The sequence below is a fragment of the Paracoccus pantotrophus genome (genome assembly GCF_008824185.1).
Classification (GTDB): Bacteria; Pseudomonadota; Alphaproteobacteria; order Rhodobacterales; family Rhodobacteraceae; genus Paracoccus; species Paracoccus pantotrophus.
Genome location: NZ_CP044426.1, coordinates 432,393 through 449,187 on the forward strand (window position 1 = coordinate 432,393; position 16,795 = coordinate 449,187).

General features: G+C 67.7%; 17 protein-coding genes. 9 read left to right on the top strand and 8 right to left on the bottom strand.

Annotation, left to right across the window (positions count from 1 at the left end; translation table 11 throughout):
• Nucleotides 1-20: 20 nt before the first annotated feature.
• Nucleotides 21-602 carry a DUF924 family protein gene (locus ESD82_RS12550; RefSeq protein ID WP_024843225.1) on the top strand — a complete coding sequence of 194 codons (582 nt, stop codon included), beginning with the start codon at nt 21-23 and terminating at the stop codon, nt 600-602.
• Nucleotides 603-647: 45 nt separating this feature from the next.
• Nucleotides 648-2,039 carry a dihydrolipoyl dehydrogenase gene (gene lpdA / locus ESD82_RS12555; protein ID WP_024843224.1) on the top strand — a complete coding sequence of 464 codons (1,392 nt, stop codon included), beginning with the start codon at nt 648-650 and terminating at the stop codon, nt 2,037-2,039.
• An 86-nt stretch (nt 2,040-2,125) separates the two neighbouring features.
• On the opposite strand, the gene ESD82_RS12560 is transcribed toward lpdA, so the two are convergent.
• Nucleotides 2,126-3,295: a M20 aminoacylase family protein gene (locus tag ESD82_RS12560; protein WP_024843223.1), complete on the bottom strand. Its 1,170-nt coding sequence runs from the start codon at nt 3,293-3,295 to the stop codon at nt 2,126-2,128.
• A gap of 246 nt (nt 3,296-3,541) precedes the next feature.
• Between ESD82_RS12560 and ESD82_RS12565 the strand changes: the two genes are divergently transcribed.
• Nucleotides 3,542-3,826, top strand: coding sequence for a hypothetical protein (locus ESD82_RS12565; protein WP_147428201.1), 285 nt, complete (start codon nt 3,542-3,544; stop codon nt 3,824-3,826).
• Nucleotides 3,827-4,051: 225 nt separating this feature from the next.
• On the opposite strand, the gene ESD82_RS12570 is transcribed toward ESD82_RS12565, so the two are convergent.
• Together ESD82_RS12570 and ESD82_RS12575 are read right to left on the bottom strand one after the other, a co-directional pair.
• Complete coding sequence (locus ESD82_RS12570) at nt 4,052-4,615, bottom strand: hypothetical protein (RefSeq protein WP_147428200.1); 564 nt, start codon at nt 4,613-4,615, stop codon at nt 4,052-4,054.
• A gap of 665 nt (nt 4,616-5,280) precedes the next feature.
• Nucleotides 5,281-7,110: an ABC transporter ATP-binding protein gene (locus tag ESD82_RS12575; protein ID WP_147428199.1), complete on the bottom strand. Its 1,830-nt coding sequence runs from the start codon at nt 7,108-7,110 to the stop codon at nt 5,281-5,283.
• Nucleotides 7,111-7,324: 214 nt separating this feature from the next.
• Between ESD82_RS12575 and ESD82_RS12580 the strand changes: the two genes are divergently transcribed.
• The 3 genes from ESD82_RS12580 to ESD82_RS12590 are packed head-to-tail and all read left to right on the top strand — an operon-like array spanning nt 7,325 to nt 11,016.
• On the top strand, nt 7,325-9,037 hold the full coding sequence (locus tag ESD82_RS12580) for a peptide ABC transporter substrate-binding protein (RefSeq protein WP_024843219.1): 1,713 nt from the start codon (nt 7,325-7,327) through the stop codon (nt 9,035-9,037).
• Nucleotides 9,038-9,044: 7 nt separating this feature from the next.
• Entirely contained in the window at nt 9,045-10,052 is a 1,008-nt protein-coding gene (locus tag ESD82_RS12585; RefSeq protein ID WP_024843218.1) for an ABC transporter permease, read from the top strand.
• Entirely contained in the window at nt 10,045-11,016 is a 972-nt protein-coding gene (locus ESD82_RS12590) for an ABC transporter permease (RefSeq protein WP_024843217.1), read from the top strand. The genes ESD82_RS12585 and ESD82_RS12590 overlap by 8 nt, the downstream gene beginning before the upstream one ends.
• Before the next feature lie 41 nt (nt 11,017-11,057).
• Here ESD82_RS12590 and ESD82_RS12595 read toward each other — a convergent pair whose 3' ends face one another.
• Genes ESD82_RS12595 through ESD82_RS12605 form a run of 3 tightly spaced genes read right to left on the bottom strand, consistent with a single transcriptional unit; the run spans nt 11,058 to nt 13,212 of the window.
• Nucleotides 11,058-11,699, bottom strand: coding sequence for a thiamine diphosphokinase (locus ESD82_RS12595; RefSeq protein WP_024843216.1), 642 nt, complete (start codon nt 11,697-11,699; stop codon nt 11,058-11,060).
• Nucleotides 11,696-11,908 carry a DUF2842 domain-containing protein gene (locus tag ESD82_RS12600; RefSeq protein ID WP_024843215.1) on the bottom strand — a complete coding sequence of 71 codons (213 nt, stop codon included), beginning with the start codon at nt 11,906-11,908 and terminating at the stop codon, nt 11,696-11,698. Before ESD82_RS12600 ends, ESD82_RS12595 begins: the two co-directional genes overlap by 4 nt.
• 11 nt (nt 11,909-11,919) lie before the next feature.
• The gene (locus tag ESD82_RS12605) at nt 11,920-13,212 is read right to left on the bottom strand and encodes an adenylosuccinate synthase (protein WP_024843214.1); all 1,293 of its coding nucleotides are present in this window, start codon (nt 13,210-13,212) and stop codon (nt 11,920-11,922) included.
• A 243-nt stretch (nt 13,213-13,455) separates the two neighbouring features.
• Between ESD82_RS12605 and ESD82_RS12610 the strand changes: the two genes are divergently transcribed.
• The gene (locus ESD82_RS12610) at nt 13,456-13,677 is read left to right on the top strand and encodes a hypothetical protein (protein WP_024843213.1); all 222 of its coding nucleotides are present in this window, start codon (nt 13,456-13,458) and stop codon (nt 13,675-13,677) included.
• Nucleotides 13,678-13,746: 69 nt separating this feature from the next.
• Here the strand turns inward: ESD82_RS12610 and ESD82_RS12615 are convergent, their stop codons facing one another.
• Complete coding sequence (locus tag ESD82_RS12615; protein WP_147428198.1) at nt 13,747-14,730, bottom strand: P1 family peptidase; 984 nt, start codon at nt 14,728-14,730, stop codon at nt 13,747-13,749.
• A 137-nt stretch (nt 14,731-14,867) separates the two neighbouring features.
• Here ESD82_RS12615 and msrA point away from each other — a divergent pair, with 137 nt between their 5' ends.
• Both msrA and ESD82_RS12625 read left to right on the top strand, forming a co-directional pair.
• Nucleotides 14,868-15,452: a peptide-methionine (S)-S-oxide reductase MsrA gene (msrA, locus tag ESD82_RS12620; RefSeq protein WP_074990404.1), complete on the top strand. Its 585-nt coding sequence runs from the start codon at nt 14,868-14,870 to the stop codon at nt 15,450-15,452.
• Complete coding sequence (locus tag ESD82_RS12625; RefSeq protein ID WP_147428197.1) at nt 15,453-16,322, top strand: 50S ribosomal protein L11 methyltransferase; 870 nt, start codon at nt 15,453-15,455, stop codon at nt 16,320-16,322.
• Between the two features lie 128 nt (nt 16,323-16,450).
• Here ESD82_RS12625 and ESD82_RS12630 read toward each other — a convergent pair whose 3' ends face one another.
• Nucleotides 16,451-16,645 carry a DUF1127 domain-containing protein gene (locus tag ESD82_RS12630; protein ID WP_024843209.1) on the bottom strand — a complete coding sequence of 65 codons (195 nt, stop codon included), beginning with the start codon at nt 16,643-16,645 and terminating at the stop codon, nt 16,451-16,453.
• Nucleotides 16,646-16,795: the final 150 nt, after the last annotated feature.

Here is a 16,795-nt window from a genome sequence, read left to right on the forward strand (position 1 = left end):
CCAAAACGGAGGGCAAGGCCATGACCGACACCACGACACCCGAGGAGATCAACCGCTTCTGGCTCGACGAGGTCGGCGAGAAGGGCTGGTATATCCGCTCGGACGCCGTGGACGAAACCATCCGCCGGCGCTTCCAGCCCGCCTGGGAACGCGCCGCCGACCTGGTGCCCGGCTGGGCCGCCACGCCCGAGGGGATGCTGGCCGGGCTGATCCTGACCGACCAGTTCCCGCGCAACATGTTCCGCGAGGATGCGCGCGCCTTCGCCACCGATCCCCTGGCCCGCAGCCTCGCGCGCGAGGCGGTCGAGAGCGGCCTGCACCTGCGCATCGCGCCGCCGTCCCGGCAATTCGTCTACCTGCCCTTCGAACATTCCGAGGATCTGGCCGACCAGGAACGCGCCGTTGCGCTTTTCGCCGAGTTCATGCCGGGCGAGAACCTGCGCCATGCCGAGTTGCATCGCGACACCATCGCCAGGTTCGGCCGCTTCCCCTGGCGCAACGCGGCACTGAACCGCGTGCCCACGCCGGCGGAAATCCGCGTCATGGAGGCCGGCGGCTATGGCGCGCTGGTCTCGGGCAAGCTGTCGCTTGCTGAGCTCTGAAAAATGGTTTAACGCTGAACTATCTTTTCTGATAGGGGGATTCCCATGGCGCAGAGCTTCGACATGGTGGTGATCGGTTCCGGCCCTGGCGGCTATGTCTGTGCCATCCGCGGCGCGCAGCTGGGGCTGAAGGTGGCCTGTATCGAGCGCGAGCATCTGGGCGGCATCTGCCTGAACTGGGGCTGCATCCCGACCAAGGCGCTCTTGCGCTCGGCCGAGGTCTTTCACCTCATGCACCGCGCCAAGGAATTCGGGCTTTCCGCCGACAAGATCGGCTACGACCTCGGCGCCGTGGTGCAACGCTCGCGCGGCGTGGCCAAGCAGCTCGCCGGCGGCGTCGGCCACCTGCTGAAAAAGAACAAGGTCACCGTCATCATGGGCGAGGCCAGCCTGGCCGCCCCCGGCAAGATCAGCGTCAAGACCGACAAGGGCACCGAGGAAGTCGCCGCGAAATCCATCGTGCTGGCCACCGGCGCCCGCGCCCGCGAATTGCCTGGGCTGGAGCCGGACGGCGATCTGGTCTGGAACTACAAGCACGCCCTGCAGCCGCCGCGCATGCCGAAAAAGCTGCTGGTCATCGGCTCGGGCGCCATCGGCATCGAATTCGCCAGCTTCTTCAACACGCTGGGCGCCGATACCACCGTCGTCGAGGTCATGGACCGCGTGCTGCCGGTCGAGGATGCCGAGATTTCGGCGCTGGCCAAGAAGCAATTCGTCAAGCAGGGCATGAAGATCCTGGAAAAGGCCGCGGTCAAGAAGCTCGACCGCGCCAAGGGCAAGGTCACCGCCCATATCGAGACCGGCGGCAAGACCGAGACGCATGAGTTCGACACGGTGATCTCGGCCGTCGGCATTGTCGGCAACGTGGAAAACCTCGGGCTGGAAAAGCTGGGGGTGAAGATCGACCGCACCCATGTCGTCACCGACGAATACTGCCGCACCGGCGTCGAGGGGCTCTATGCCATCGGCGACGTGGCCGGCGCGCCCTGGCTCGCGCACAAGGCCAGCCACGAAGGCGTCATGGTGGCCGAGCTGATCGCCGGCGGGCACCCGCATCCGATCAAGCCGAACTCGATCCCCGGCTGCACCTATTGCAACCCGCAGGTGGCCTCGGTCGGCCTGACCGAGGAAAAGGCCAAGGCCGCCGGCTACGAGATCAAGGTCGGCCGCTTCCCCTTCATCGGCAACGGCAAGGCCATCGCCCTGGGCGAGCCCGAGGGCCTGATCAAGACCATTTTCGACGCCAGGACCGGCGAGCTTCTGGGCGCCCACATGGTCGGCGCGGAAGTCACCGAACTGATCCAGGGCTATGTCGTCGGCCGCACGCTGGAAACCACCGAGGCCGAGCTGATGGAAACGGTCTTTCCGCACCCGACGCTTTCCGAAATGCTGCACGAGGCCACGCTCTCGGCCTATGGCCGCGCGATCCATTTCTGAACGACAAAGGGGCCTCGCGGCCCCCGATTTCTCCGTTTCACAAATACTCTCGGGGGTCCGGGGGCAGACAGCCCCCGGTCCGGCCGTCACGCCGGGATCGGCATCCGCGCCTCGACCATGCCGGCATACCAGCTCGACCCGGCCGGAATCGCGTTGTCGTCGAAATCATAGGCCGGATGGTGTACCATCGCCGTGTCGCCATTGCCGACGAAGATATAGGCGCCGGGGCGTTCGTTCAACATGTAGCTGAAATCCTCGCCGGCCATCAGCGGCTGCATCTCCATGTCCACCTCGCCCGCGACCTGCCGGGCGACCTCGGCCGCGAAGGCCGTGGCCTCGGGGTGGTTCATCGTCACCGGATAGCCGCGGTCATAGACTACCTCGGCCGCGGCGCCGAAGGCGGCGGCGACATTCTCCACGACGCGCCTGATGCCCTCTTCCAGCTGGTCGCGCACCTCCGGGGCAAGGCTGCGGGCGGTGCCCTTCAGCCTGACCACCTGGGGGATGACGTTATGCGCGGTGGAATCGCTTTGCACCACGCAGACCGAGACGACGCCGCTTTTCAGCGGATCGACATTGCGCGCCACGATGGATTGCAGCGCCACGATGACCTGCGCCGCGACCAGCATGGTGTCGATCGCCTCATGCGGCTTGGCGGCATGGCCGCCCTTGCCGGTGATGACGATGTCGAACTGGTCGGCGGCGGCCATCATCGCGCCCTCGCGGATGGCGAAGCTGCCCACCGGATAGCCGGGCATGTTGTGCATGCCGTAGAATTCCTGGATGCCCCAGCGCTCGACCAGCCCGTCGCGGACCATGGCGAGGCCGCCCGCGCCCCCCTCTTCGGCGGGCTGGAAGATCACTACGGCGGTGCCGTCGAAATTGCGCGTCTCGGCCAGGTATTTCGCCGCGCCCAGCAGCATGGCGGTATGGCCGTCATGGCCGCAGGCATGCATGATGCCGGGCGTCTTCGAGGCGTATGCCGCCCCGGTCTGCTCGTTGATCGGCAGCGCGTCCATGTCGGCGCGCAGCCCGATCACCCGGCCGCTGGCATTGCTGCGGCCCCGGATGACGCCGACGACGCCGGTGCGGCCGACGCCCTCGGTGACCTCGTCCACGCCGAAGCTGCGCAGCAGTTCGGCCACGCGGCCGGCGGTGCGGTGGACCTGGTAGTCCAGTTCGGGGTTCTGGTGAAAGTCACGGCGCCAGGCGGTGATCTCGGGCAGCAATTCGGCAAAGCGGTTCTTGACGGGCATGAACGATCTCCTTCGGCCTGCAGGTTACGCCTTTCGCCAAGCGCCGCAAGGCCATGCGGGCGCTTGCCCCGCACCGGACCGGGAAGGAAGCGAAAAACCCCGGCCGTTGCCGGGGTTTTCGCCGCGACCGCCCTATCCGGATCCGGGGCGCAGGCCGGACAGGGCCACCCCGTCCAGAGCGGCGCCCGCAGCGTCAGCCCGGCGTTGCGGGCGTCGCCATAGACCGCGGTGTCGCAGCAGCCCATCGTGGCGTGGCATTTCCTGTTGTGGATGTTGGTCACGCCGAGCGTCTCGAAGACGGCATGGGAGCCATGGTGGACCTTCGCGTTGACATCCGGGTCGAAACCCATGCTGTCCGTGCCGCTTTGCCAGCGCATCGCCTCGTCCACCGTCAGCTCGCGGTCGAACAGGCCCGCCAGCTTCCGCATATGCCTGGGCTGGTCGGCGGCGAAGCGGTTGCCGTCCTTGTCCTTCGAGATGCGCAAGGTATGGCCGGCCGAGACCTTCCAGCGGGTCGTCGATCGCTCCTGACGCCTCACGTTCGAAGCCGCGCGTGGCGGTGCCTTCGATGCTGTCGTAGACGCTGCGGTTCTCTTCGGGAATCCGGGTGATGTATCGGGCCGTCGCCTTCTGGTCGGTCTGGAAACTCGCTGCCGATGCGTAAAGCGCACCATCCATCGGGTTGCCCTTGACGCCCGGTTCGCAGTTCCAGCCATAGGCCGGCGGCGGATACTGGCGGTCGGCATCCTGCACCAGTTACGGCTGGTGGATGCAGGTGACGCTGCCATAGGCGGCATGGGTCGGGTCGATGCCATAGGTGAAGCCCAAATAAGGCGTCACCATGCCCGAGAAACTGCGCCGCGTTCTTGCCCGTCCCGCCAGTTCACCCGCGCCTTCGCGATCACCTTGATCCGGTCGGTCAGGCTGAACTGGCCGGTACCGCAGATGGCATATTGCCGGGGCGCGCTGTCCGGGAAGCAGTCCGGCGCGCGGCGCGGATGCAGGATAGCGGCCGTCCAGCCTGTAGGGGCTGACCGGGACATTCTCGCCCCGGCCATAGCCGCAGTAATGGCCCTCACCCCTTGATGCCATTGCGCCCGGCACGAGCCGATGGTCGCGCCCCAAGGCGCGGAAATCGCCGTTCAGTACCGCATTCAGGTTGCTCTGCCTGTCGCTGCCGGCATAGCGGGTGCCATAACCTTCCGGCCCGTCGCCGGTTTCGCGGTCGGGCGGGAAGACATGGTTGCCATCCGCATCCCGGTCCAGATGGATCCAGGCCCGCCTCGGATCCATGACGGTCTTGACATGGGTCGTGACCATGCGGCCGGTCCAGCCGCTCTGGAAAACATGCTCCAGCGCGCCGAAGATCGCGGTCCGCTCGGTATCGACATAGCTCCTGCCCGGTGCTGGATTTCATGGCCAGTCGATCAGGCACGCCATCGGCATAGAAGGGCTGCAATCCGCCCCGGGTCACGTTGTCGGCCTCGGTTTTCTGGTCGCTGATACTGGTGCCCAGGGTGGCGTCGTCGCCAAGATCGACCTCCAGCGTGCCGAACAGGGCATATTTGTCCTTGTGGTAGCGGTCGAGCGAACCGTCGCGGCTGTTGATCACGCTGACCAGCCGGCCGCGCACCGTGCCCAATTCGTTCAATGCCCGGACACGTCCGATTCCACCCGCGCGCCCTTGGGATAGGCCAGCAAGGGGGACGGCGCCGTCGTTACGGTCCTCGGCCTCCTGTGCCATGGCCAAGCCGGCCAGCAGCGCCAGGATGCCGGCGAAAAGTGCCGCGGTCGGCCGCGCCCGCGCGGCGCAGGAAATCGGGGGAGGGCGGTGTGTCATGGCACGCCATCCGATCAGTTTCGGTTTTTGACTGGCGCATGGCTGGCTGCCGTGCCTGCCATTCCCGTCGCGAGGGCCGGCGATCCGGCAGGGTCGTCAGCGGCAAAGGCTTGCGTTGCCTTGTGACTATCCCGCAACGCGGCGTTCAGCCATGCGTCGCCGGCTCGGTCAGCACCAGGTGGCCCGGCGCCACCTCGTGATAGGTCGAGGGCGCGGGCGCATGGCCGACGGGATGGATCGGCGAGGCGATGGGACGAAAGCGCAGATCCTCGCCCGTCTTGCGGCGGCGCGGATCGGCGACCGGCACCGCGGCCATCAGCTGGCGGGTATAGGGATGCTGCGGGTATTCGAAGACCTGCCTGCGGGTGCCGATCTCGACGATGCGGCCCAGGTACATGACGCCGACATGATGGCTGACGCGTTCGACTACCGCGATGTCATGGCTGATGAACAGCATGGAAATGCCCAGTTCGCGCTGCAGTTCCATCAGCAGGTTCAGCACCTGCGCCTGCACCGAGACATCGAGGGCCGAGACCGCCTCGTCGGCGATGATGAGCCTGGGGTTCAGCGCCAGGGCCCGTGCGATGGCGATGCGCTGGCGCTGGCCGCCCGAAAGTTCGTGCGGATAGCGGCGCATGAAGCCGCGCGGCAGCTCGACCCGGTCGAAAAGCTGGGCGATGCGGTCGCGGCGCTCGGCCCGGTTGCCGATGCCGTAGTTCAGCATCGGCTCCTCGATCTGGTCGAGCAGGCGCATCTGCGGGTCGAGGCTGGCAAAGGGATCCTGGAAGATCATCTGCATGTCGCGCCGCGCCTTGCGCAGGCCGCGGGCATCCAGGGCCAGGATGTCGCGCCCGCCCAGGCTGACCTGCCCCGATGTCGGCTCGACCAGGCGCAGGATCGAACGGCCGGTGGTGGACTTGCCGCAGCCCGATTCGCCGACCAGCGACAGGGTCTCGCCGGCATTGACGGTAAGGGAGACGTCCTCGACCGCATGGACCTGGGCCACGGTGCGGCGCAGGATGCCGCCCTTGACCGGAAAGCGGGTGCAGAGGTTTCGGACCTCCAGCAGCGGCTCGGGCGCGCGCGGGACGACCGGCTCGGGCCGGGCCACCTGTCCCTCGCGCATCAGCCGCATCGGCTCGGGCGCGTCGCGGCCGGCCATCTCGCCCAGGCGCGGCACGGCGGCAAGCAGCGCCTTGGTGTAATTCTCGCGCGGGGATTGGAAGATCTGCCCGACCGGGCCTTCCTCGACCTTGTTGCCGCGGAACATGACCACGACGCGGTCGGCCATCTGCGCCACCACCGCCATGTCATGGGTGATGAACAGAACCGCCATGCCGGTCTCGCGCTTCAGCCGGTCGATCAGCGCCAGGATCTCGGCCTGGATGGTCACGTCCAGCGCCGTCGTCGGCTCGTCGCAGATCAGCAGGCGCGGGCGGCAGGCCATGGCCATGGCGATGACGACGCGCTGGCGCATGCCGCCCGAAAGCTCGTGCGGGTATTGGCGCAGCCGCCGCTCGGGCTCGGGGATGCGCACCTCGCCCAGCAGGTCCAGCGCGCGGGCGCGGGCCTGGGCGCGCGACAGGCCGCGATGCACGATCAGCCCCTCGGCTAGCTGCTCGCCGACGGTGAAGACCGGGTTCAGCGCCGTCATCGGCTCCTGGAAGATCATCGCGATCTCGTTGCCGCGGATGTCGCGCATGGCGGCGGGCGGGGCCTTTGCCAGGTCCACCTCGCCCTGCGCGCGCTGGAAAAGCAGCCGGCCCTGGGCGATCTCGCCGCCGCCGAATTCGACCAGCCGCAGCAGCGACAGCGCGCTGACCGACTTGCCCGAACCGGATTCGCCCACCACGCAAAGGCATTCGCCGGGCCGGATGTCGAAGGACAGATCCTGCACGCCGGTGACCGGGCCGTCATGGGTCTGGAACGCGACCCGCAAACCCTCGACCCGGACCAGCGGCTTTTCGTCCAGCATCCGCGCCCCCTGACCATTGCTGCGGCATTCAGGCTAGTGCGGCCGGGCCATATTGCAACCGCAAACCCGGATCGGAACTTGATTCTTGCTTTTCTTCCGAGACCTGTCCGAAACTCGCCGCATTCGGGGGACGACAAGGCCAGGCAAACGGCAGAGACGCAACGACACCACCAGAACCGGCAGTCCCGCGCAGATCCACCAACAGGAGAAAGCGATGAAACTGAGATCCCTGATGCCGGGCGCGGCGGCCACAGCCGCCCTTGCCGCCGCCATGGCCCCGGCCGCATTCGCCGAGCGGGGCAGCGACGGGCAGGTCAATGTCATCATGTGGCAGGCGCCCTCGACGATGAATCCCTATCTGTCGGCCGGCACCAAGGACATCATCGCCGGCAGCGTGGTGCTGGAGCCGCTGGCCAGCTTCACCCCCGAGGGCGAGGTGGTGCCGCGCCTGGCCGCCGAGATCCCCTCGGTCGAGAATGGCGGCATTTCCGAGGATCTGAAGACCGTCATCTGGAAATTGCAGCCGGGTATAAAATGGTCGGACGGCACGCCCTTCACCGCCGATGACGTGGCCTTCACGGCGGAATATTGCATGAACCCGCAAGGCGGCTGCGCCCAGCTTGCCAAGTTCGAAGGCGTCGAGAAGGTCGAGGCGGTCGACGAGCTGACCGTGCGCGTGACCTTCGTCTCGCCCCGGCCCGATCCCTTCTCGGCCTTCGTGGGGGCGCAATCGCCGATCCTGCAGAAGGCACAGTTTCAGAACTGTCTGGGCGAGGCGGCGCCGACCTGCACCGAGCAGAACTTCAACCCCATCGGCACCGGCGCCTTCGTGGTCCGGGAGTTCCGCACCAATGACGTGATCTCCTTTGCCGCCAATCCCGAATATCGCGACCCGGCGAAACCCGCCTTCGCCACGCTGCTGATGAAGGGCGGCGGCGATGCGGCGGCGGCGGCGCGCGCGGTGCTGGAAACGGGCGAGTTCGACTATGCCTGGAACACCCAGCTCTCGCCGGATGTGATCGCCGGCATGGAGGCCGCCGGCAAGGGCAAGAACGCCGCCGCCTTCGGCAGTCTGGTCGAGCGCATCCATGTGAACCTGACCGATCCTTCGTCCAGCCTGCCCGAGGGCGAGCGTTCGACAATCAAGCATCCGCATCCGATCCTGACCGACCCGGCGGTGCGCAAGGCGCTGTCCATGGCCATCGACCGGCAATTGCTGACCGAGATCGGCTATGGCCCGGCGGGGCAGCCGACCTGCAACCTGGTGCCGGCGCCCGCCGCCTGGGCGTCCGAGAATACCGAATGCCTGACCCAGGACATCGAGGCGGCCAAGGCGCTGCTGGACGAGGCGGGCTGGACCGTCGGTGCCGGCGGCATCCGCGAAAAGGACGGCAAGCGGCTTACGCTGCTGTTCCAGACCTCGGTCAACGCGGTGCGGCAGGACTTCCAGGCGCTGATCAAGCAATGGTGGTCCGAGATCGGCGTCGAGACCGAGCTGAAGGTGGTGGACCCCTCGGTCTTTTTCGGCGGCGACGCGGGCTCGCCCGACACGTTCCAGAAATTCTATGCCGATGTCGAGATGTATGCCAACAACTTCGAAGGCTCGAACCCCGAGCCCTATCTGGCGCGTCAGACCTGCGACAAGGCGCCGGGGCCGGAAAACCAGTGGCAGGGCGAGAACACCAGCCGCTATTGCGACCCGGAATACGACCGGCTGATCGGCGAGATGACGCAGATCGTCGACCCGGCCGAGCGCGGCGCCATGGGCCGGCGCCTGAACGAGATGCTGACCCGCGACAGCAACGCCATCATCCCGCTGGTCTATCGCGGCACCACCTCGGCCGTGTCGAACGCGCTGGGCGGCGTCAAGCTGAACGCCTGGGACAGCGAATTGTGGAACGTCGCCGACTGGCATCGCGTGAAGTGACGCGGCGATGCTGAGCTTTGCCCTGCGCCGGCTGCTGCTGGCGGTGCCGACGCTGCTGTTCATCTCGCTGGTGATCTTCCTGCTGCTCGAGGCCTCGCCCGGCGATCCCTTGGGCGACGTGCCGCTGACCGTGCCGCCCGAGGTCAAGGAGCGGATGCGCGAGGCGCTCGGTCTCGGGCAGGCCTGGTATGTCCGCTACGCGCTGTGGCTGAAGCAGTTCTTCTGGGTCGAGCCGCTTTACTGGTTCGACCGCGTCTTCGGCACCGGCTTCAGCCAGGGTATGCAGCGCATCATCAGCTTCCAGAGCCGCAGCCCGGTCTTCGACGTGATCGCCGAGCGGCTGCCGCAGACGCTGACCGTCGTCGGCCTGTCCTACCTGGTCGGCGTGATGATCGCGCTGCCGATCGGCATCGTCTCGGCCTATCGGCAATATTCCTGGTTCGACCAGATCGGCACCTTCGTCTCGATGGTCGGCTTCTCGCTGCCGACCTTCTTTACCGGGGTGGTGTTCATCATCGTCTTCGGCATCAAGCTGCAATGGTTCCCGTCGATCTACGACACCACGCATCGGGTGACGGATTGGGACAGCTTCCTGGTGCAGCTGCGGCAGATGGCGATGCCGGTCGCGGTGCTGGCGCTGTACAACGCGGCGCAGATCAGCCGCTTCATGCGCGCCTCCATGCTGGACAACCTGCGCCAGGATTACGTGCGCACCGCCCGCGCCAAGGGCCTGTCCGAACGCGTCGTGGTGCTGAAGCATGTGCTGAGGAACAGCCTGATCCCGGTGGTGACGGTGATCGCGCTGGGGCTGCCGGCAGTCTTCGGCGGCGCCATCATCACCGAGCAGGTGTTCAAGGTGAACGGGCTGGGGCAGCTCTTGATCCTGGCGATCCATGCCAATGACATGCCGATGGTGATGACGCTGACCTTCATCTTCGCGGTGCTGATCGTCAGCTTCACCCTGATCGCCGACCTGCTTTACGGCGTGCTGGATCCGAGGATCCGCTATGACTGATCGGCTGCTGATCGAGGAAAGCGCGGTGAACGCGGCCGCGCCGGGGGCCGAGGCGCTGCCGCCCGCCGATCCTCCGCCCCAGGCCCCCGCCCGCAGCCAGTGGCGCGACATCTGGCGGCAGTTTCGCAGCCATCGCGGCGCCATGCTGGCGCTGGTGCTGTTCGTGGCGATCCTGCTGTTCGTCGCCGTCGGGCCGCTGGTCTGGACCATCGATCCGGGTTTCGTCGATATCCGCGCCCGCAACCAGGGCTTCAGCGCGGCGCATCCGCTGGGCACCGACCAGCTGGGTCGCGACATGCTGGCGCGGCTGATGGCCGGCGGCCGGGTCTCGCTGGCGGTCGGGCTGACCGCCATGGCCGTCGCGCTGACGCTGGGCAGCCTGATCGGCATCGGATCGGGCTATTTCCGCCGGCTCGACGCGCCGCTGATGCGGCTGACCGAGCTGTTCCTGGCCCTGCCGCTGCTGCCGCTGCTGCTGCTGATGGTGACGCTGTTCCGCGAGCCGCTGGGCCGGGCCATGGGGCCGGCGGGCGGCACCTTCCTGCTGATCGTCGGCGCCATCGGCATCACCTCGTGGATGCAGACCGCGCGCATCCTGCGCGGCGAGGTGCTGGGGCTCAAGGAGCGCGAGTTCATCCTGGCGGCGCAATCCATCGGCACACCGGCGCCGCGGATGATCCTGCGCCATGTGCTGCCCAACGTGATCTCGCCCATCGTGGTGGCGGCGACGCTGGGCATCGCCACGGCGATCATCACCGAAAGCGCGCTGTCCTTCCTGGGCCTGGGCTTTCCGCCGGATTTCCCGACCTGGGGGCGGCTGCTTTACGATGCGGTGGACCAGATGCAGATATATCCTTGGCGGGTGGTGTTGCCGGGATTGCTGATCTCGCTGACGGTGCTGTCGGTGAACTATATCGGCGACGGGTTGCGCGATGCCATGGACCCGCGGATCCGGGGACGCTGAGCGGCGCGGCCGCATGGGTATTTGGGAAACGGTGAAAGCGGTCAGAGCGCGCGGGCGAGCGTCGGGAGTTCCGAGCGCGGCAGGATCACGAGCATCGGGCCGTCGCATTCCAGCGTGACCGGGCCGGTCGCCTCGTTCGAGGTGCCGCTGCGGCCGGTCGGCGCGAAGGCCAGGCCGTCGATGGGCCATTTCAGGCCCCGCGACCGGCCGGTGGCCGGGCTCATCGGGAACAGCGAGACCCGTGTGCCCGGCGCGAGGTCCAGCGCGAGGCGCGGGGGCGCGAGGGCGATCACGTCCTCGCCCGCGATCAGGATGCAGGGCGGGCCGATGCGGCGGGCAAGCACATTGAGTACCGACAGGAAATGGTCGTGGCGCGCGCCGGAAAAGCCGAGCGCGACGACGAAGGGCGCATCGAGATTGGACAGGCATTTCTCGAAATCGGTGCTGTCCTGCTCGGCGATGGGGTGCTGGCGCTCGGCCGGGATCTCGGCGCGGGCGCGGGCCGAGATGCTGTCGAAATCGCCCCAGACCGCCGCCGGCATCAGCCCGTGGCTCAGCGCGGTATCGGCGCCGCTGTCGGCGGCGGCCACCACCGGCGCGAGCGCCAGCGCCTGCTGCAGGTCGGCGCGGCTGACCGGCGCGCCGCCGATCAGCGTGACCGGGCGGGCGCTTGTCAGCCTCATTCGCCCTTGCCGATGCCGGTGAAGATCTTGCGGAAGGGCAGCGCCCAGAGGATGCCCAGGGCGACATAGACCGCAAGCTCGACCAGGATCGGCGGGCGGCCCCAGATGCGGTCCATCCAGTTCACCAGGCTCACCGCCACCACGATATAGAGCGGCAGCCCGATCAGCAGGATCACCAGCGACCAGCGTTTGCGCGTCTTGAGGTCCATGCCAGCCCGTATCAGTCCGCGAAGGGATCGGTCACGAGGATGGTATCGTCACGCTCGGGCGAGGTCGAGAGCAGCGCGACGGGGCACTGGATCAATTCCTCGATGCGGCGGACGTATTTGATCGCATTGGCCGGCAGGTCGGCCCAGCTGCGCGCGCCTTGCGTCGAATCCTGCCAGCCCTCCATCTCCTCGTAGACGGGTTTCGCGCGGGCCTGCAGCGCCGCGGCGGTGGGCAGGTGGTCGTAATGCTGGCCGTCCACCTCGTAGCCCACGCAGATCTTGAGCGTCTGGAAGCCGTCCAGCACGTCGAGCTTGGTCAGCGCGATGCCGTCTACGCCCGAGATGGCGCAGGTCTGGCGCACCAGCACCGCGTCGAACCAGCCGCAGCGGCGCTTGCGGCCGGTGACGGTGCCGAATTCATGGCCGCGCTCGCCCAGGCGCTGGCCGTCGGCATCGTCGAGCTCGGTCGGGAACGGGCCTTCGCCGACGCGGGTGGTATAGGCCTTGACGATGCCCAGCACGAAGCCGATGGCCGAGGGGCCGAGCCCGGTGCCGCTGGCCGCCATGCCCGACATGGTGGTCGAGCTGGTCACGTAGGGATAGGTGCCGAAGTCGATGTCGAGCAGGCTGCCCTGCGCGCCCTCGAACAGGATGCGCTTGCCGGATTTGCGGGCGTCGTTCATCACCTTCCAGACCGGCTGGGCGTATTGCAGCAGCTTCGGGGCGATCTCCAGCAGCCTGGCGCGCAGTTCCGCCCGGTCGATGGGCGCGGCGCCGAGGCCCTGGCGCAGGGCGTCGTGATGGGCGAGCAGGCGGTCGAGGCGCGAATCCAGCGTCTCCTCGTCGCCCAGGTCGGCGACGCGGATGCTGCGGCGGCCGACCTTGTCCTCATAGGCCGGGCCGATGCCGCGGCCGGTGGTGCCGATCTTGCTGGCGCCCGCGGCTTCCTCGCGCAGCTTGTCGAGATCCTGGTGCAGCGGCAGGATCAGCGGGGTATTTTCCGCGATCATCAGGTTTTCCGGGCTGATCTCGACCCCCTGCGCGGCCAGTTTGTCGATCTCGGCGAACAGCGACCAAGGGTCCAGCACCACGCCATTGCCGATGACCGCCATCTTGCCCTTGCGCACGATGCCCGAGGGCAAGAGCGACAGCTTGAAGACCTGGTTGCCGATGACCAGCGTGTGGCCGGCATTGTGGCCGCCCTGGAAGCGCGCGATCACATCGGCGCGTTCCGACAGCCAGTCGACGATCTTGCCCTTGCCTTCGTCGCCCCATTGCGCGCCGACGACCACCACATTGGCCATAGTGCTTTCCCCTTGCGGTCATGAATGCCGCGAACCGTATAATGGCCGAAGCCTTTGGGGGAAAGCGCATTCCGTTCGGCTGCCGGATTCGTCCACGCCGCCGTGGGCCTGGCGCAGGCCCTGCGCCGGCCACGCCCGTGCTGCAATGCAGCGTTGCAAAAGATGCCATGGCGGCCTGGGCGAAACCGCCCTAGATTGAATGGCAGGGGAGGAAACCATTCGCCAAGACCGAAAGGGTTTCCCATGGCTATCATTGCAAGCAATCGTCCTCAGACCGGCCTTGCGGCGCTGTATTCCGGCTTTCGCGACTGGCTGGCCCGCGGGACCGAGGCCTATATCCGCCAGCAGTCGCGCCGCGCCGAGATCGAGATTCTGAGGGCGAAATCCGACGCCGAGCTGGCCCGCATGGGCCTGACCCGCGACCGGATCGTGCAATACGTCTTCAGCGACCGCATCTGGTTCTGACAGGCGCGATGCCGATGCGTCCGGCGGATTGACGCCGCCGATTCGGCGCGCGGCCTGCCGCCGGATCGCCTAGCCTTCGTGCCAGCAGGGTTGCAGGTCGCCCGGCCGCGGGCTTGCCGCGTGGACGCCGCGCGCGATGGCGCGGGCCAGCGTGCAGGCGGCGGCATGGCCCAGCAGAAACGGCGTCAGTGCCGGATCGGGCAGGGGCCTGGCCCCGGTCGAGACGGCAAAGACCAGGTCGCCGTCGAAGGGCGTGTGGCTGGGTACGATGGCGCGGGCCATGCCGTCCTGCGCCGCCGTCGCCAGCCGCGTCAGCCCGGCCTTGTCGAGCGCCGCGTCGGTCGCGACGATGGCGATGGTCGTGGCCTCGCCCAGCCGTTTCGCCGGGCTGGGTTCATCCGCGGCGGGGTAGGGGCCGGACAGGCCCAGCCCGCCGAACTCGTTCCCCAACTCCCATGGCGCGGCCCAGAACTGTCGGGTCTCGCCCGCCGTCACCGATCCCAGCGCGTTCACCACCACCAGCGCGCCGACGGTGATGCCGCCCTCCAGCACCGCCGAGGCCGAACCCAGCCCGCCCTTCCAGCGATGGGTCATCGCGCCGGTGCCGGCGCCCTCGCTGCCTAGCGCGAAATCCGCCGACGCAGCCTCCAGCGCCCTGCGCCCAAGCGCGGGATAGGGGTTCGCGGGCCAATCCTTGTCGCCGCCGTTCAGCAGGTCGAAGACGATGGCGCCGGGCACGATGGGCACGCGCACCGGGCCGACCTGAAAGCCCCGGCCCATGGCGCGCAACCCGTCCGAGACGCCGTCGCAGGCAGCCAGGCCAAAGGCCGAGCCGCCCGACAGCACCAGCGCATCCACCCCGCCGACCAGCTTGTCTGGGGCCAGCAGCTCGGTCTCGCGCGTGCCGGGGGCGCCGCCCATGACATTGACGCCGCAGGCGAAGGCTGCCTCGCCCAGCAGCACCGTGCTGCCCGAGCGCAGCGCGTCGTCGCGGGCATTGCCGACCCGCAGGCCGGAAACATCGGTGATCAGGTTTCGCGGTCCGGGTCGCATCGGGGCCTCCTGCACGGGGTCAGGCCGCAATCTGCACGACGCGGGCCCCCGGCCGCAACCCGCGCCCGCATTCCGGCGTTGCACGGTCGGGCCGCCGCGCCTACCTAATGCGGCAGGACATGCGAAAGGACGCAACCATGAATGCCCCCATTCACAGGATCTTCGGCCGCCCGCTGGATGCCGAAATGCCGAAAGGCTATGATCAGGCGATCTTCGGCATGGGCTGTTACTGGGGCGTCGAGCGGCTGTTCTGGCAGCAGGAGGGCGTCTGGCTGACCGAAGTCGGCTTTGCCGGCGGCACCGCCGAGAACCCGAGCTACAAGCAGGTCTGCGCCGGCGGCACCGGCCATGCCGAGGTGGTGCGCGTGGTCTATGACAGCTCGCGCGTCAGCTATGAGCGGCTGTTGCAGATCTTCTGGGAAAACCACGACCCGACCCAGGGCAACCGCCAGGGTAATGACGTGGGCTCGCAATACCGCTCGCTCATCATGGTGTTCAACGACAGCCAGAAGGCGGCGGCGGAACTTTCCAAGGCCGATTACGGCAACCGGCTGGCGGTGCAGGGCTATCCCGACATCACCACGCAGATCATCCCCGCCGGGCCGTTCTGGCGGGCCGAGGACGATCACCAGCAATATCTGGACCGCTATCCGAATGGCTATTGCGGCTTGCGCGGCACGGGTGTCAAAGCCCCCCTGACCGATACAGCCGAGGGATATTGAATGCCGACCTGGACTGCGCTGACCCATACAACCGGACGCGAGGCGGCCGAGGCGCTTGCCGAGGCGGGCGAGGATCTGACCCCCGAGCCCGTCGGCAGCGGCGTCTTCGAGATCGAGGACGGCTCGGACCGCTGGGAGGTGGGGCTTTACTTCACCGAGGCCCCGGACGAGGTGGGCCTGGCGCTGCTGGCCGTGGCCTGGGACGCCGAGCCCTTCGCGGTCTCGGAACTGCCCGAGGTGGATTGGGTGGCCCATGTCCGGCGCGAGCTTTCGCCGGTCGAGGCCGGGCGCTTCTTCGTGCATGGCGGCCATGACGCCGACAAGGTGCCCGAGGGCGCCGAGGCGCTGCTGATCGAGGCGGCCATGGCCTTTGGCACCGGCCATCACGCCACCACCAAGGGCTGCCTGCTGGCGCTGGACCGGCTGATCGCCGAAGGCGTGGCGCCGCAGCGCATCGTCGATATCGGCTGCGGCACCGCGGTCCTGGCCATGGCGGCGGCGCGGTCCTTCCCGGTGATCGTGCTGGCCGGGGACATCGATCCGCAGGCGGTGGACGTGGCGCGCGCCAATGTCATCGCCAACGGGCTGGACGGGCGCGTCGAATGCGTCGAGGCGGTGGGCTTCGACCATCCGCTGATCGAGAACGCGGCGCCCTTCGACCTGGTCTTTGCCAATATCCTGAAACAGCCGCTGATCGACCTGGTGCCGGACATGGCGCGCCATCTGGCGCCGGGGGGCAGGGCGATCCTGTCGGGCATCCTCGTCACCCAGGCCCAGGAGGTGATCGCGGCCTATGCGGCAGGCGGGCTGGCGCTGGAACGGCGCGACGACCTGGGCGAATGGTCCACCCTGGTCGTCAGGCGCGGCTGATCAGGGCAAACGCCCCGTCAGAAATACTGAAGGCGGCCTTGCGGGGCCGCCTGGTCGTCTTGCCCCTCCGGGCCGGAAACGGGTCTGCGGGTTTCCCACGCAGCCGATCTCGCGTCTTCAACCGCTGCTTAGCGGGCGCGCGCAATCCGCTCGATATCGCCGCGGCACAGACCGATATCGTCCAGCTCGCGATCCGTAAGACGGCTCAGCGCATTGCGGGTCATGCGCGCATCGTTCCAGGCCGACAGGGCCGCCCAGATTTTCGAGCCAATACCGAGAGAGCCCGTCCCGCCATGGATGCGGTTCGTGTCAATCGCCGACATAGTTTTTCACCTTGAGATCATTGCCCGCTCATCGGGCGCTTCGTTGATGCAACAGCATATAGGCCGGGCAGTTCGCGAAAACCACGGACAAACCGGCATCTCTGCCATGCAGCTTGTGCATAAGGCGCCGAAATTCCTGACTTTTTGCGC

What these genes read in the sequence shown, in the direction of transcription:
- ESD82_RS12550 (WP_024843225.1), top strand. Translation starts at nt 21, where the DNA reads ATGACCGACACCACGACACCCGAGGAGATCAACCGCTTCTGGCTCGAC.
- lpdA (WP_024843224.1), top strand. Translation starts at nt 648, where the DNA reads ATGGCGCAGAGCTTCGACATGGTGGTGATCGGTTCCGGCCCTGGCGGC.
- ESD82_RS12560 (WP_024843223.1), bottom strand. Translation starts at nt 3,295, where the DNA reads ATGCCCGTCAAGAACCGCTTTGCCGAATTGCTGCCCGAGATCACCGCC.
- ESD82_RS12570 (WP_147428200.1), bottom strand. Translation starts at nt 4,615, where the DNA reads ATGGTCACGACCCATGTCAAGACCGTCATGGATCCGAGGCGGGCCTGG.
- ESD82_RS12575 (WP_147428199.1), bottom strand. Translation starts at nt 7,110, where the DNA reads ATGCTGGACGAAAAGCCGCTGGTCCGGGTCGAGGGTTTGCGGGTCGCG.
- ESD82_RS12580 (WP_024843219.1), top strand. Translation starts at nt 7,325, where the DNA reads ATGAAACTGAGATCCCTGATGCCGGGCGCGGCGGCCACAGCCGCCCTT.
- ESD82_RS12585 (WP_024843218.1), top strand. Translation starts at nt 9,045, where the DNA reads ATGCTGAGCTTTGCCCTGCGCCGGCTGCTGCTGGCGGTGCCGACGCTG.
- ESD82_RS12590 (WP_024843217.1), top strand. Translation starts at nt 10,045, where the DNA reads ATGACTGATCGGCTGCTGATCGAGGAAAGCGCGGTGAACGCGGCCGCG.
- ESD82_RS12595 (WP_024843216.1), bottom strand. Translation starts at nt 11,699, where the DNA reads ATGAGGCTGACAAGCGCCCGCCCGGTCACGCTGATCGGCGGCGCGCCG.
- ESD82_RS12600 (WP_024843215.1), bottom strand. Translation starts at nt 11,908, where the DNA reads ATGGACCTCAAGACGCGCAAACGCTGGTCGCTGGTGATCCTGCTGATC.
- ESD82_RS12605 (WP_024843214.1), bottom strand. Translation starts at nt 13,212, where the DNA reads ATGGCCAATGTGGTGGTCGTCGGCGCGCAATGGGGCGACGAAGGCAAG.
- ESD82_RS12610 (WP_024843213.1), top strand. Translation starts at nt 13,456, where the DNA reads ATGGCTATCATTGCAAGCAATCGTCCTCAGACCGGCCTTGCGGCGCTG.
- ESD82_RS12615 (WP_147428198.1), bottom strand. Translation starts at nt 14,730, where the DNA reads ATGCGACCCGGACCGCGAAACCTGATCACCGATGTTTCCGGCCTGCGG.
- msrA (WP_074990404.1), top strand. Translation starts at nt 14,868, where the DNA reads ATGAATGCCCCCATTCACAGGATCTTCGGCCGCCCGCTGGATGCCGAA.
- ESD82_RS12625 (WP_147428197.1), top strand. Translation starts at nt 15,453, where the DNA reads ATGCCGACCTGGACTGCGCTGACCCATACAACCGGACGCGAGGCGGCC.
- ESD82_RS12630 (WP_024843209.1), bottom strand. Translation starts at nt 16,645, where the DNA reads ATGTCGGCGATTGACACGAACCGCATCCATGGCGGGACGGGCTCTCTC.